This is a genomic window from Streptomyces sp. NPDC037288 (assembly GCF_055603265.1).
Map to the genome: position 1 here is coordinate 1 of NZ_JBVJVY010000085.1, position 12,941 is coordinate 12,941.

General features: G+C 68.9%; 15 protein-coding genes and 3 pseudogenes. 8 read left to right on the top strand and 10 right to left on the bottom strand.

Features of this window, described 5'->3' with window-relative positions; translation table 11 throughout:
- Positions 1-757 (top strand): IS3 family transposase (locus ACZ7GZ_RS40270; protein ID WP_471032391.1); only part of this gene is annotated, 757 nt, incomplete at its 5' end.
- 6 nt (positions 758-763) lie between these two features.
- Here the strand turns inward: ACZ7GZ_RS40270 and ACZ7GZ_RS40275 are convergent.
- Positions 764-919: pseudogene (locus ACZ7GZ_RS40275) on the bottom strand (IS30 family transposase); the annotation flags it as partial.
- Positions 920-1,820: 901 nt separating this feature from the next.
- On the opposite strand from ACZ7GZ_RS40275, the gene ACZ7GZ_RS40280 reads away from it, so the two are divergent.
- Genes ACZ7GZ_RS40280 through ACZ7GZ_RS40295 form a run of 4 tightly spaced genes read left to right on the top strand, consistent with a single transcriptional unit; the run spans position 1,821 to position 4,668 of the window.
- A complete protein-coding gene (locus ACZ7GZ_RS40280; RefSeq protein WP_471032393.1) occupies positions 1,821-2,567 on the top strand; it encodes a class I SAM-dependent methyltransferase in 747 nt (248 codons plus the stop codon).
- Between the two features lie 19 nt (positions 2,568-2,586).
- A complete protein-coding gene (locus ACZ7GZ_RS40285) occupies positions 2,587-3,780 on the top strand; it encodes a peptidogalycan biosysnthesis protein (protein WP_471032396.1) in 1,194 nt (397 codons plus the stop codon).
- A 17-nt stretch (positions 3,781-3,797) separates the two neighbouring features.
- Entirely contained in the window at positions 3,798-4,160 is a 363-nt protein-coding gene (locus ACZ7GZ_RS40290; RefSeq protein WP_471032397.1) for a hypothetical protein, read from the top strand.
- A gap of 7 nt (positions 4,161-4,167) precedes the next feature.
- On the top strand, positions 4,168-4,668 hold the full coding sequence (locus ACZ7GZ_RS40295; RefSeq protein ID WP_471032399.1) for a pyridoxamine 5'-phosphate oxidase family protein: 501 nt from the start codon (positions 4,168-4,170) through the stop codon (positions 4,666-4,668).
- Positions 4,669-5,030: 362 nt separating this feature from the next.
- On the opposite strand, the gene ACZ7GZ_RS40300 is transcribed toward ACZ7GZ_RS40295, so the two are convergent.
- The 7 genes and pseudogenes from ACZ7GZ_RS40300 to ACZ7GZ_RS40330 all read right to left on the bottom strand — a co-directional run bounded on the left by ACZ7GZ_RS40300 (position 5,031) and on the right by ACZ7GZ_RS40330 (position 8,890).
- A complete protein-coding gene (locus ACZ7GZ_RS40300; protein WP_471032401.1) occupies positions 5,031-5,339 on the bottom strand; it encodes a DUF6087 family protein in 309 nt (102 codons plus the stop codon).
- A 77-nt stretch (positions 5,340-5,416) separates the two neighbouring features.
- Positions 5,417-6,550, bottom strand: a complete 1,134-nt coding sequence (locus ACZ7GZ_RS40305) for a methyltransferase domain-containing protein (protein ID WP_471032403.1) — start codon at positions 6,548-6,550, stop codon at positions 5,417-5,419.
- Positions 6,550-7,173, bottom strand: coding sequence for an MvdC/MvdD family ATP grasp protein (locus ACZ7GZ_RS40310; protein ID WP_471032406.1), 624 nt, complete (start codon positions 7,171-7,173; stop codon positions 6,550-6,552). Before ACZ7GZ_RS40310 ends, ACZ7GZ_RS40305 begins: the two co-directional genes overlap by 1 nt.
- Positions 7,174-7,378: 205 nt before the next feature.
- Positions 7,379-7,519: pseudogene (locus tag ACZ7GZ_RS40315) on the bottom strand (MvdC/MvdD family ATP grasp protein); the annotation flags it as partial.
- Positions 7,519-7,761 carry a putative ATP-grasp-modified RiPP gene (gene tgmA / locus ACZ7GZ_RS40320; protein ID WP_471032422.1) on the bottom strand — a complete coding sequence of 81 codons (243 nt, stop codon included), beginning with the start codon at positions 7,759-7,761 and terminating at the stop codon, positions 7,519-7,521. The pseudogene ACZ7GZ_RS40315 and the gene tgmA, both read right to left, overlap by 1 nt.
- 419 nt (positions 7,762-8,180) lie before the next feature.
- On the bottom strand, positions 8,181-8,456 hold the full coding sequence (locus ACZ7GZ_RS40325; protein ID WP_471032408.1) for a hypothetical protein: 276 nt from the start codon (positions 8,454-8,456) through the stop codon (positions 8,181-8,183).
- Positions 8,453-8,890, bottom strand: coding sequence for an ATP-binding protein (locus ACZ7GZ_RS40330; RefSeq protein ID WP_471032411.1), 438 nt, complete (start codon positions 8,888-8,890; stop codon positions 8,453-8,455). Before ACZ7GZ_RS40330 ends, ACZ7GZ_RS40325 begins: the two co-directional genes overlap by 4 nt.
- Before the next feature lie 478 nt (positions 8,891-9,368).
- Here ACZ7GZ_RS40330 and ACZ7GZ_RS40335 point away from each other — a divergent pair, with 478 nt between their 5' ends.
- Positions 9,369-10,229, top strand: coding sequence for a helix-turn-helix domain-containing protein (locus tag ACZ7GZ_RS40335; protein WP_471032413.1), 861 nt, complete (start codon positions 9,369-9,371; stop codon positions 10,227-10,229).
- Entirely contained in the window at positions 10,226-10,438 is a 213-nt protein-coding gene (locus ACZ7GZ_RS40340) for a DUF397 domain-containing protein (RefSeq protein WP_471032416.1), read from the top strand. The genes ACZ7GZ_RS40335 and ACZ7GZ_RS40340 overlap by 4 nt, the downstream gene beginning before the upstream one ends.
- A 214-nt stretch (positions 10,439-10,652) precedes the next feature.
- On the opposite strand, the gene ACZ7GZ_RS40345 is transcribed toward ACZ7GZ_RS40340, so the two are convergent.
- Complete coding sequence (locus ACZ7GZ_RS40345) at positions 10,653-11,660, bottom strand: hypothetical protein (RefSeq protein WP_471032419.1); 1,008 nt, start codon at positions 11,658-11,660, stop codon at positions 10,653-10,655.
- Between the two features lie 284 nt (positions 11,661-11,944).
- On the opposite strand from ACZ7GZ_RS40345, the gene ACZ7GZ_RS40350 reads away from it, so the two are divergent.
- On the top strand, positions 11,945-12,730 hold the full coding sequence (locus tag ACZ7GZ_RS40350) for a RapZ C-terminal domain-containing protein (RefSeq protein WP_471032424.1): 786 nt from the start codon (positions 11,945-11,947) through the stop codon (positions 12,728-12,730).
- Here ACZ7GZ_RS40350 and ACZ7GZ_RS40355 read toward each other — a convergent pair.
- Positions 12,665-12,941, bottom strand: a pseudogene (locus tag ACZ7GZ_RS40355) (transposase); the annotation flags it as partial. The gene ACZ7GZ_RS40350 and the pseudogene ACZ7GZ_RS40355 sit on opposite strands and share 66 nt — an antisense overlap.

The following is a 12,941-nucleotide window of genomic DNA, read 5'->3' on the forward strand; positions in this document are numbered from 1 at the left end:
TGAGCGGATCACCCATTTCTTTCGCCTCTCGGGCAGCACGTACGGCTCGCCGCGGATCACGCTGGACCTGTGGGCCGAGGGCTGGCAGGTCTCGCGGAACACCGTCGCCCAGATCATGGCCGAACTCGGGCTCCAGGGCCGCAAGCCCCCGCGCCGGCGCAAGAACCTCACCCGGCAGGGCAAGCGGAAAGCCGCCCGTGACCTGGTGCTTCGCCGCTACGACGCCATCGCACCGGACGTTTTGTGGTGGGGCGATATGACCGAGATCGAAACCGGGGAGGGCAAGCTCTACCTCGCGTGTGTCCACGACGCGTTCTCACGCCGGGTCCTCGGCTACGCGATGGGCCCTCGGCACGATGCGTTGCTGGTCAGCGCGTCACTGCAGATGGCCGCCGCGACACGCGGCGGCGCCGTGGACGGCGTGATCTTTCATTCGGACCGCGGGTCGGAATATACGAGTGAGGCGTACAACAGCCTCTGCGCCCAGCTGGGCGTGGTCCAGTCCATGGGGCGTGTGGGATCGGCTCTGGACAACGCGGCCGCGGAATCGTTCCACTCGTCGCTCAAGGCCGAGTACATCCACCGGCATCGCTTCGCCACCCGCGCCGAGGCCCGGCTGAAGATCGCCACATGGATCACGGACTTCTTCAACACGCGCCGCAGGCACAGCGCCGCCAGCGGACTGGCGCCAGTGGACTTCGAGCGAACCGTCACCGAGGCCAGGACGCAGGCCCATCAGGAGGACCGAGCAGCATAGGGAAGTCCTCCACGCTTTCTGGGGATTGACAACACCGACGATCCGGCAGGCGGCCTTGCCGCTATAGCCCTGTTCCATGAGCTGGAAGTTTGCGGCCCGCTCACGCGTCAGCTTCGTCCTGCCCTGCGGCTTGGTGCGATCCGGACGGATCTTGAACTCCAACGAGCACCCCTTCATGAACTGAGGTGTTGCAACCCCCGCTGAAACTCACGCTACCGAGCCGAGATGAGGGCCCGCTTCCGCCTTTGGCACCAGATCACCGGCAGTCACCGCCTGACCCAGTCCGCTTCGCCCTGTCAATCACATGCCAACTCGCCTGTCTCACAAGCAACTTGACAATGCTGAACGAAAGATTGCCCGGTTTGAATGCCGTGGACTGGGAGACCCGTCACGACGTGGGCGCCGGAGCGGTGCAACATCCGCCCTCGACGCAAGAAGACAAGTCCCACACTGTGGGTCATTGTTCGACAATGTCCACCGTCTGCAGCTGGAGTACAGCGATGTCTGGCACTTCCCCACTTCGGGGAAATGGAGCGATCAGCCAGGTATCACATGCATGGGCTGGTCGAGCATGGTTCAGACGGGGATCGTCTGGTGGGCTGCAAGCCCTTGCTGCGCGTGCTGCCGCGCGACTGCCGGTGGCACTGCGGAGGATGCCTGTTGGGAGCGTCTTGGCGATGGAGTTGGTATGCAACTCCTGCCTTGTGCAAGACGACGTGATCTGACGGGACGAGACGCTCCTCCCCTTCCAATGCGGCTCAGGCGCGAGGCTGGCAGACGCCCCCTTGAGTTGACCGAGGGAGGTGATGGGCGCCACCTCCGAGACGGCAGCGGTGTGACTGCGTCCGAAATGGTATGGCGGGGACAACCGGTGTCCTGATGGATGCCGCACGGGCCTGGCTCCGTAGGGGGCGGTGCCGATCAGGCAACTGCAGCGCCTGGCCGCTTCGGGCGGCCCGCGGGGCTCGACTTCACGTCACGAGGGCCGGTGACGACCAACGCCTGCGGCAATCCGACTCGACACCAAGTGCGACTACTTTCAGTTCGATCTTAGGAGTGGGTCATGGACCATGAGAATGAGAGGGATCAGTTCGAGGCTCTGGGCGTGATGTATGAGGAGATGTTCCTTCTTCCGTGGAGGAAACATCTGGAGTCGTTCAGTGTGTTCGCCTCGCTCGGCGATGTTGCCGGGAAGGACGTCCTGGACATCGGGTGTGGCACGGGTTTGTACAGCCGCCAGCTCAAGCAGCGTGGTGCGGCGCGGGTCGTCGGTTACGACGTCTCCACCGGTATGATCGAGATTGCTCGTCGGGCTGAGCGGGTCGAGCCGCTGGGCATTGAGTACACCGAGCAGACCGGTCTCATCGGCGAAGGTGCCTTCGATACTGCGTTGGCCGTGTACGTTCTGCCGTACGCCGAGGACTACCAGACCCTGGTCTCCTTGTGCGCCCTGGCTTCCCGGGCTCTTCGGCCGGGCGGCAGGTTTGTCACCCTGCCGGTCAACCCGGGCTTCGACGGGGATCGCACCTACTACGAGCGCTACGGCCTGCGCCTGGCCGAGGCGGAGCCGCGCCGCGACGCCTCACGAGTGACCCTCGAGTTGTGCTTCGGTGACTACGACGAACGGATCACCGCACGGTACTGGAGCAAGGAGACGCTGGAAAAGGCCTTACGGGAGGCCGGCTTCGTCTCAATCTCCTGGCCTGTCTTCCAAGTCTCCGAGGAAGGACTGGCCCGCCACGGAAAGGACTTTTGGCGGCCCTACCTCAACTGCCCCCACGCGGCCCTGATCTCCTGCACCAAGGCTTGAGGAGCCGGAGGCATAGCTCATGACTACCATGCAGCACGAGCGCCCGAGCGCCAGCCCAATTTGCGTAGGAGTTGGCCCGGGTCTGGCCGATGCCGACTCCGAGCAGTGGGACCGGCTGACTGGACCAGACAACTTCTACAACAGCCACGCATGGCTGCACGCGCTGGAACTTGTCCATGGCGACACCAGCGTCATAACGGCGACCTCCGGCGGCACACTGCTGGGCGCCCTGCCCGTATGGCCCGGAGAACACGCCACCAGCGGGTTGTTCCACCTTCCGTCCCTCTTCCCGGCCTTGGACACGGAGTGGTCGCCGAACTACCTCTGGCTGGGAGCACGACGCTCGGTCTACAACGAGCTGATCTGCACCCGCAGCGAGGCACGCGCCCGCATCCTGAAGGCGCTGTTGGAGGAGGCGCTCCACGCGGCGCGCGACCGCGGCCGCGCCGGTATCATCATGCCCTACCTGGCGGGGGACGACGCCCGTGAACTGGCGTGCGCGCATCCCCGGGCACGTGTCCTCCTGCACGATGCGGACGCCAGCATGGACATACCCGTGGGCGGGTTCTCGGAACACCTCACACACATGAACCGGCGCGACCGCCACCTTCGCCGGGCCGAACTACGTGCCTGTGAACGCAGCGGCACCATCATCAAGTGGATGCCGCTGAGCGGGGACGTCATGCACGCAGCCGCAGACCTGGTGACACAGAACCGTGCCCGTCACGGGGGCACCGCAGACATCGGGTGGATGCGCCGGTCACTCACAGCGCAGCGAATCTCGGGCGTGCTGCGCCGCGCGATCGGTTGTTTCGGCATTCGCGACGGCCGCCCTGTGGCCGTCACCATCTGCTACGCCCACCACGACCGGCTTTTCGCCCGCTACTACGGCTTCGACTACCGCGCCACCCAGCCGGCTGGCGAGTACTTCGTCCTCTCCTACTGCGCACCCATCGACTACGCCGCTACCTGTGGCTTTCGTCGTTATCGGCTCGCCGTGTCGGCCCAGCAGCTGAAAGTGCGCCGGGGCGCCTCACTCGCGCCGCTCGCCGCGGTGGTGCTTCCAGCCGACGGCACCGTGTGCGGGGGTGAGCAAGCGGCTGTGTACAACGCCGCGACCGCGCGGCATTGGCGCGAGGTGTGTCAGGCCCGGCCACAGGCCATGGGGCCGGAATGGGACGTCTGGGAATCCGGCCACACCCACACCAACTGATCAGTGAGGAACCAGCCATGCTGCACCTCGTGTACCACATCCGGCTCAGCGACGAAGCAGAAAGCGATCAGGCTGCCTTCTGGGCCTGGCTCCAGGAGCGCGAGAAGTGGTTCTACGACGGACTCGACACCGTCCTCGCCACCCGGTGGGCCGTCCGCACCATCGGCACCGATGTGCACACCCTTGAACACACAGTGACCTTCGCCGACGAGGCGGCGTGGGGCCGCTACCGGCGACAGGTCTCCGAACGAGGCCACGAGCCGGCTTGGGAGCGCCGACGCGCCGAGCAGAACCGCTGGTGGCATCTGCTCGACGCGACGCTGCTCAGCGACCCGCCGATCCCGCTCGGCCTCGACCGTACTCCTCGATCGGAGGACTGAGAAGACCATGAAGCCGCTTGTAGAGCGCAGCCACCACCTGCTGGAAAATGCCAGGTTCATGACCCTGGCCACCTCAGACGGCACCTCGCCCTGGGCCTCGACCGTCAACTTTGTCGCGCTGAAGGACCCGTTGAGGCTGCTCTTCTACTCCCTGCGCTCAGCGCGGCACTCACGCCACGTCGAAACCCACCCAGTCGTCTCAGGCACGATCTACATGACGGGCCTTCCTGGCTTAGGCCTCGACGGTGCACAGTTCACAGGATTCTGCCAAACAGTCGACAGGGACAGCCTCACCGAACACCACCAGCTCTACTACGAACTCAACTTCCCAGACGATGCCATACGCCGTGAATGGCTGCTGCCAAAAGAGGAGTTCCACGGCAACGGGCCCAGGCGGTTCTATGTGGTGGAAGTACGTCAGTGGTGGCTACTCGACATAGACCGCTGGCTCCAGGACAAGCACGACCAACGCATAGCCGTGCCCGTACGAGCACTCGCCGCCCCCTGAGAAGGGCGGCCGAACGTCCCGGCATCATCGAGTCGGCCCTCCACCAGTACGGTCACCTGTTCGATGGCCCGGCCCTGTCACTTCCGCAGCAGCCGGTGCGGCTGCGGAAACGCGCCACATCGAACGAGAACCAGCCCCCATCGGATTCAATCGCAAATTCCACCCACCAGGAGCGGAAGAGCTGCCTCCCGGGGTAAAACGCGCGGGTGAGCAACGCGACCTCTGCCCTGTGGGGCAACCGCGGCGCTCACCCAGGCCAACTCAAGCGCTCACGGGTCAACTCGGCCGCTCGGTCACATCTACCGCCTCGCACGACGACGCCCCCGCCGGTCGGCTGGCGGGGGCGTCGTGGTGCTCGCAGGTCAGGGCCTGCAGAAGACTTCTGTCGGCCGCCAGGGCTCAGGGGCCGGGGGTAGTCGGGTGAACTGCGGCAGGGGGACCCGGGCCGCCGCTGTGGCGGGGGCGGTCTCCTGTACCGCGTCGTGGTGATCGGCGGTCACACCGCTGGGGGCCCACTGGTGGCCGTCCCACTCCTCGACCGCACGCGGGGCGTCGGGGTCGACGTGGCCGGCGTGCTGGCCGTCGCCGAGGGGGACGGCCTTGCGCTCGCCCGGGGTCGGGCGGTGCCGGTCACGTCGTGCTGCCCACTCGCTGAGTGGCTCGTCGTCCATGCTCGCCTTCCCTGGGTGTCGTCGGTGTCAGTGTGCCGGGTTGCGAGATGCCGGCGATAGCCCCGGCGGCCGAGCGGTCAGATGGTGACACTCCAGCCGCCACGGGTCAGGGTGGTCGTCCCGTCGGGTGCGATGGTCACACGGGCGCCGTACATGGGGAGTTCGCCGTGTTCGAGCCACCGCCACCGGATCTCGTCAACGATGTCCCAGAGCCGGCGGGGGCCGCCCTGGTGCACGGTGGCCGTACGTTCGCCGCGTTTGGTGTGGGCCCTGGCCCACGACCCGTCGGCGTGCAGCATCCACACCGTCCGGCCGCCGTCCTCGTCGGTGCCGGTGCGGTGCTCGATTCCGGGGGCGGTGAGCGACAGCATCGACCAGACCTCCCACGCCCAGGTGACGTCCAGGGCGGGAAAGGGGCTCTCGGTGACGTCGTCGCCTTCGCGGTCGCGGACGGCGGCGAACAGCTCGTCGCGCATCGGCGGGTAGTCGTCACCGGTCCGCGTGGTCATGAACATGGCCCGGTCCCATTCGACTTGGCCCCTCGCGCCGCCGTCGGCGGCCTTGTCCGCGGTGAGGATCAGTCCGGTGCCGGTAAGGGTGGTCACCAGCCGGCCGCCGGGGCGGAGTGCGGCGAGCCACGATGCCGGGATACGTGGCACGGACACCATGGAAACGATGCGGTCGTAGACGCCGGGCAGCCCTTCGCCGGCGTCCTTGGTGACGACGTCGGGTTGCAGGCCGATGGCGTCCAGGCGCTCCGCTGCTGCTGCGGTGAGGTAGGGGTCTACGTCCATAGTGGTCACGTACCGGTCGCCGAACCGCTTGCAGGCCAGGGCGGCGCTGTAGCCAGAGCCGGTGGCCAGGTCCAGCAGATGAGCGCCGGAGTATAGGCGTCCGTGCCGGAACATCGTCAGGACGAGGCTGGGGTGGGTGGCGGACGAGGTGGGATGGCCGGTCACCGGCTGGCCGGGCGTCGCGTGGTCGGCGTGGACGGCGCCCGCGCGGGTGACGAGTGTCCGGTCCGTGTACGCGGCGCGCATCCATGCGGCGGGGTCGGCTGCGCCGTCGGTGACGGTCCAGCCCTGGGGGCCGGCCTCGAACCAGCGCGGTACGAACAGGTGCCGGGGCGTGTCAAACGCCGCTCGGAACCAGCCGGATTCGGGGTAGGAGACCGAGCGTGCGAGGGCGGCGGCGTGCGGCATCCAGTCCATCAGGAAACTCCCTGTAGTTCGTGGGCGATTGCTTCGGCGATCGGCAGGCCGGTCGCACCCTGGATCCAGTCCCACTGCCCGCACGGGTTCACCTCCAGGAACCACCATCGGCCGTCGGGGTCCACGACGAAATCGGCTGCTCCGTAGCGCAACTGCAGCCGGTCCATCAGGCGCAGCATCCCCGCCGCGACCGGTTCGGGGACCGTGGTGGTGGTGTAGGTGAGTGACCCGTAGTCGCTGCGCCAGTCCTCGTGTGCGGCATCACTGCCGGCGTGGATGGCGGCGGCGAACATGCACTGGCCGACCACGGTGAGGCGTACCTCGTAGACCTTGCTGACCCACGCCTGGAAGAGGTGCGCGGTGGTGCTGATGCCTCGCAGGTCGTCCAGGTCAGCGGCGCCCACGATGCGGGTGTACACCGACTTGAGCTGACCGTCTTCGATCAGCACGGGTGAGGCGACCGGCTTGCACACGATGTCATCGGCAAGGCTGGCGGCGAAGGCGCGGACGTCGTCCGGCCGGTTCGTGATCAGGGTGGGCGGGATGGTGAGCCCGCATGCGCGGGCGGCGGCGAGCTGCACGGGCTTGAACTCGGCTCGCGCGAGGGCGGTCGGGTGGTTCACCCACCGGCATTCCAGGGCGGACAGGACACCGCCGAGGCCAGCGCGGGCCTGGGCGGCTGCGAATCTCTCCTCCGGGCCGGACGCCCCCTCTGGGAAGCGGAAAGCCCCGGGGGCGCGGTAGTAGACCGCGCCGACCCGGGACAGACAGCTCCACCGTCCGGTGTTCGGTGGTGAGTTCGCCCGTCCACGCCTGCCCCTGGTCGATTCGTGTCCCCAGGGTGAGCCGTTGCGGGAAGTCGGCGGTGTCCATGCGGAACACCTCCACGCCCCGGCTCTCCAGCTCGGCCACGACCCGGTCAGTGGGCCAGTCGTCGGCAGCGGCGACGATCAGGACGGGCGCGGGCATCAGTCCTTCGGCCCCTCGTCCAGCGGCGGCGGGTTGGTGGTCGACCCGTCCGGCACGGTCGGCGAGTGGGTGTTAGCCATGCAGGTAAGAACGCCTCCGTCGTCGGACACGTTGACCTGGCGGCCGTAGTCGTAGACGTGTGCCGGGATTCGGACGGCGCTGGTCGAGTCGGGGATACGTGCCCCGCGCAGTGCCCAGGGCCGCGTGTCCGGCCGGGACGGTGCTTCGGTGCTGTGCGGCAGACGGCCGCCGGGTGCCGTGAGGGGAACGCCTCACGCTCAAGTACGGTGGTCATGGAAACCTCTCTCTCGTCGGGTTCTCCTGATGGACCGGCCGGGACGCGGACGTGTGATGAGCAGCGTCCCGGCCGGGGCGTGGGTGGCCGGGCCCCTCTCGGGGGTGAGGCGCCCGGCCGGGGGCCTGGCGGATGATCAGCGCCAGAGCCCCGACCCGCGCGGTGCCGACTACCGTTGGGACAGCCGCGCGGGAGCCTGGGTAACCGGCGGGGCCCGAGGGGGGAACCGTGACGTCCCGGGCCCCGCCGGCGTCTATATGGCGGCCATGACGAGTGCCAGGACCAGGGCGGCGGTTGCCACCATCCCGATCACGACGGGCCGCCGGTCGAGCGGGCCGCGGTGCCGCGGGCCTCCGCGGTGGCGGCTCACCGTGCTTCCAGCGGGGGCCTGACGCCGTACCGGTCCGGGTGCGAAGAGCGGCTCTGGACGCCGTTCTTGTCCGTCGGCGCGTGGTCCGGCTGCTCGACTGCGGGCGGCTCGGCGCGGGCCTGCGCCGTCGTGACGCCGAGTGCGCCGAGAGACAGCAGCGGCAGCCCCAGCCCCAGCGTCAGGCGGTCACGCAGCGGCAGCGGAGCCGGTTTCGCGTGTCGGGGCGCGGAACGTAAGGACGGCTCCGGAACGCCGTGCCACCGGGCGGTCACCGGTCGCCGTCCACGGTCATCTCTGCCCAGCACCGTTTCCCCCAGGGGCCACGCTTGTGTGAACCGAGCAGGTCATAGCCCCACCTGTCGGCGAGTGCGTCAACCAGGCGCAAGCCCCGGCCGTTCTCGGCTTCCCCGTCCGTCGGGTGCAACTCAGGCCGCCGGTGGGGGGTCTTGTCGACCACGGCGAGCCGTACACGGGTGGGCGTGGGGCGGTCCACGATAACGCGGACGTGGCGGCTGGGGGTGTGGGTGATCGCGTTGGTGGCGAGCTCGGAGATCAGCAGGGCCGCCGTCTCCGCTTGCGGGCCGAAGCCCCATAGGTGCATGGCCTGACGTGCCAGGCGGCGGGCTTCCTCCACGACTTCGGGGGAAGCGGCCCGGGTGATGTTGTAGCCGGGGTGACCGGTCGCGGCCGGCTGTACAGCGGCCATCGTCACTGGACACCGCCTAGCACGTCGCCGGTCGGCGAACGCGCGAGCGGCCGGGGTTATCGGGGCGGTACGGCGGATGAGCATCGCCGTGCTCCTGGTCATGGTGGTGCTCGTCCTGCGGTGCTGCTCCTGCGGGTTGGCGATCATCGCGGCCTCAGCTGCTCGCGGGCGGTGGTCTGGAAGCGGGCGCGCGTCCCCAAGGAGGGAGCGGACGGCGCCCAACGGGACCGCGCAGGCAGCGGACGTGATCAACGTTTTGCAACCGGTCCGCTACGTGACGTGTCCGGCTGGTCTCTACAGTGGCCCCATGCGCAGGTGCTGCGCAAGTGCGCGGAAGGTGCGCAACACTTGCGCATGCGCACATGGAATATTCGGCAGAGGAGAGGCCCTGGGTGCAGCACAAACGGGTAGTGGGGCAGACTGTCGCAGGAAAGTGCGCAAGCTAAGCGGACGCGAAAGCGGAAGGGGGCGGCGCCACGTGGCGGAGTCAACGGCGGCTGGCAGACGACAGCTCGGCGCTGAGCTGGCACGCCTGCGCAAGTCGCGTGGCCTCAAGGGCTCTGACGTAGCCGCTCACCTGGGGTGCAGCGAGACCCGGATCAGCCGGTTGGAGAACGGTACCGGCCGTGCTCGGCTGAGGGACACCGAAGTGACCGCGCTATGCGAGCTGTTCGGCATCACGGATGAGCAGCAGATTCAGGCCCTGCGCAACCTCGCCAACGACGCGGTCCAGCAGGGGGCCTGGTGGGACGGCTACCGGGAGGCTCTGCCGAGCGGCCTGGAACCCCTGTTGGGGTTCGAGACCGATGCGAGGAGTGAGGCAGCCTGGGAGCCCAACCTTGTCCATGGCCTCCTCCAGACGCCGGCGTACGCGCGCGAGATCCTGGCCGCGTGGCCGGGCAACCGGGCGCTCGACGTTGGCGACCTGGTGACCGTTCGCGAAAAGCGGGCGGAGCTGCTGACCAGGGAGGACAGGGCGCCCCTGGAGCTGTGGGCGATCCTGGACGAGACGGTGATCCGGCGTCCGATCGGCGATGCGGCAGTCATGCGCGACCAGATCGGCCATCTCCTCGACTTGTCCCAGCTGCCGAACGTAACTCTTCAGGTCATGCCGATCGCGCAGGGAGCACATCCCGGTCTGGGAGGGGCGTTCAGCATTCTGGAGTTCGAGGAAGCAACCCCCGTCGTCTACGTCGACTCACCAGCCGGGAACCTATTCCTCGACCGAAAGCACGACGTGCGTCAATTCGCGACGTCTCTGGACCTACTGCGCGCGAGAGCACTTGACCCCGCCGATTCGACAACGCTTCTGCGGGATGCCGTAAGGGAGAAACCATGAGCAACACTGACTACCGCGATCTTGCATGGTTCAAGGCCTCCGCGAGTTCCGGAAGCGGCGGATGCCTGGAAGTCGCGTTCCTTGATGACGGCCGTGTCGCCCTGCGCGACAACGAAGACCCGACTAACCCGCCGTTCGTGGTGAGCGCCCATGTCTGGAGCTGCTTCATCGACGGGGCCTCGAAGGGGGAGTTCAACCTTCCCGTCTGACCAGACTTGCCGCCCGTCTGCACCGATCGCACGACGAAGGGGCCGCCCACTCGGGGCGGTCCCTTCGTCGTGTCGTGCTACCTGGGCCTCACGGGGCCGACTCCGGTGGGTCTGCCCCCTCCGCCATGTGCGGCTTGTGCGCTACACCGCTGCGAGATCCCGGCCCGCCATGTGGTGCTGTGTGGCATCGGTCGCGATCTCGGGCACCGCCGGCTTACCGGTGGCGCGGCTGGAGGGTCCTGCCTCGTCGCTGTGCGGTGATGTGCGGAGTCCTGCACGGGGAGTGCGGCGGCGGTGAGCCGTGCGAGCTCGCGCCGGAATTCACGGGTCCAGTGCCGGGCTGTGCTCTCATCGCGGCCGCGGGCTGCGGCCAACTCCGCGTCGGTCGGTTCGTGTCCCTCCGTTCGTGCGAGCCGGTGGTACAGCTCCCACCCGCGGAGCTTCGCCTCAGATCGCCACTGCGGTGCCTGCTGGCCTCCGGATCGGTCAGCGCGTCCAAAAGCTCGTCACGGGCCTGCCGCAGGGCCAGGAGCGCGGCCCGGCGTTCCTCGGCAGCCTGACGGCCTTCCTCGCGGGCTGCGGCGGCGGCCGCAGCTTCCCGGCGACGAGCTGCTTCCTCGACACGCCGGCGCTCGCCCTGGAGTCGTGCCATCTCGTCGGCCTGGCGCTGTTGTTCGGCCGTGCCGTCCTCGATCTGCTGCCGCAGTTCCTGTGCCCGCTCGGTGAGCTGGCGTACGGCGTGTGTGGCTTCCTCGGCCTCGGCGACGGCGTGTCGGCGGGCGGTGCGGGCCTCCTCTCCTTCGCGGCGTGCTGTCTCGGCCTCGCTCTGCCTCTGGTTCAGCTCGGCCTCAGCCTTGCGCAGGTCGGTGCGTACTCGCTCAACGGCGGTGGCTGCCTCGCGCTTCTGCTCGTCGGTGGCGTCCGCGCTCTGCCGCAGCCACTCGGCGCGCTCCTCCAACTGGGCGATCTCGTCGGCGAGCCTGTGACCCTGATTCTCCGCTGCCTTCCGCGCGTCTTCGGCCCTCTGCCGGGCATCCTCGGCTTGCTCGGCCGCCTCGCGCTTGCACTCAGCGTCGGCGAGGAGCCGCGCTGCCTCCTCGCGCACGCGATCGGTCTCCTCCTCGGCCTGGTGCTTGCGCTCCTCGGCGTCCCGCCGGGCACGCTCGGCGTCCTCGGCGCGGGCCTGAGCGCTGATCAGGTCGGGGTTGTCGGCGATGGCCATTTTGTCGATGAACGCGTGAACTGCCGCTGGGTCCTCGAACTTGAGGTCGGCCCAGTCGTCGCCGTGGACGAGGGATGCGAGCTCGCGGACGCTGGGCGTCGTCCGTCGGGATGGCGGCGCGCTGGCGGGCCGTCTGCGCCCTCAGGCGGAGCCGTCCGGCTCGCGCCTCCGCGCGGCGGCGGGCACGGCCCTCGCGCGCTGCGTTCCGCGCGGCGAGGGCCTGGCGGTGCTGGTAGGTCAGCCGGGCGGCGCGCTGTACCTGGGCCCGGCGGGTCAGTGCCCGCGTGCCGCTGGCGTCCAGTCCGAGACGGCCGAATGTCCCCGCCCACGCGCGGCGCCACAGCAGCGCGACCACCCCGCCCCTCCCGGCCGGGCACGGCGCTCCGTGTGTTCCCGCCCCTCACCACCGAGCAGGAGGCTCTCCCTTGCGCACGATCCGTCTGACCTCGTTCGGCTACCTGCACCTGCCCACCGGCCCGGACGGCTCCCCCGTCCCGCCCGCCGCCGACCGGATCGAAGACGTCCGCGACCGGCTACGCGACCCGGCCGCCGCCCGCGACATCGTCGACCTCGACGGCCTCAACCCCCGCATCCAGGACGTCGTCCTGAACACCCCCGGCGCCCGCGAGCTGCTCGCCAACCTCGCCGACTACGCCGACCTGCCCGCCGGCCCCACCCACATCGCCATCGGCTGTGCGGGAGGCCGGCACCGTGCCAGCGGTCTTACCGAACTCCTGGCCCGAGCACTCCGGGACCGCGGCCGCCAGGTCGTAGTCGAGCACCTGCACGTCCATCTGCCGCGCGTCCTCAAGACGCCCGCCGGCCCCCGCACCGCCAACCCCGAGCAGAGACCGCCCGATGATCCGTCGCTTCCGTCGCTGCGGCCACAGCCCCGGCGCCCTCACCCCCGAGGACCAGGCCGTCGTCGACCAGTTCCGTGCGATGCTCGCCGCCGTACGCGACCCGGAGCCCTGGACGCCCGGCCGCTCCCAGGACATCGCCGTGCCGGGAATCGGGATGTGCTGGTCCTTGCCCCGGCCATAGGTGTGACGCAGGATCCGTTGCGGTGAGGTATGGGCATCGGGGCGCAGCCAGCAGGTGATGTCGACGGCCAGGACCGGCCGGCCGTCGACGGCCCGTGGCAGTGACACCGAGGCCAGGACCCGCCGCAGCCGGCCGGCTTCGACCCGGCCGCGGGCGACGGCTGAGTAGAGGCCGCCATGCTCGCGACGGTGTTCGCCGACCAGCGACAGCTCGGGCAGCGACCTCACCGGCCCGTCA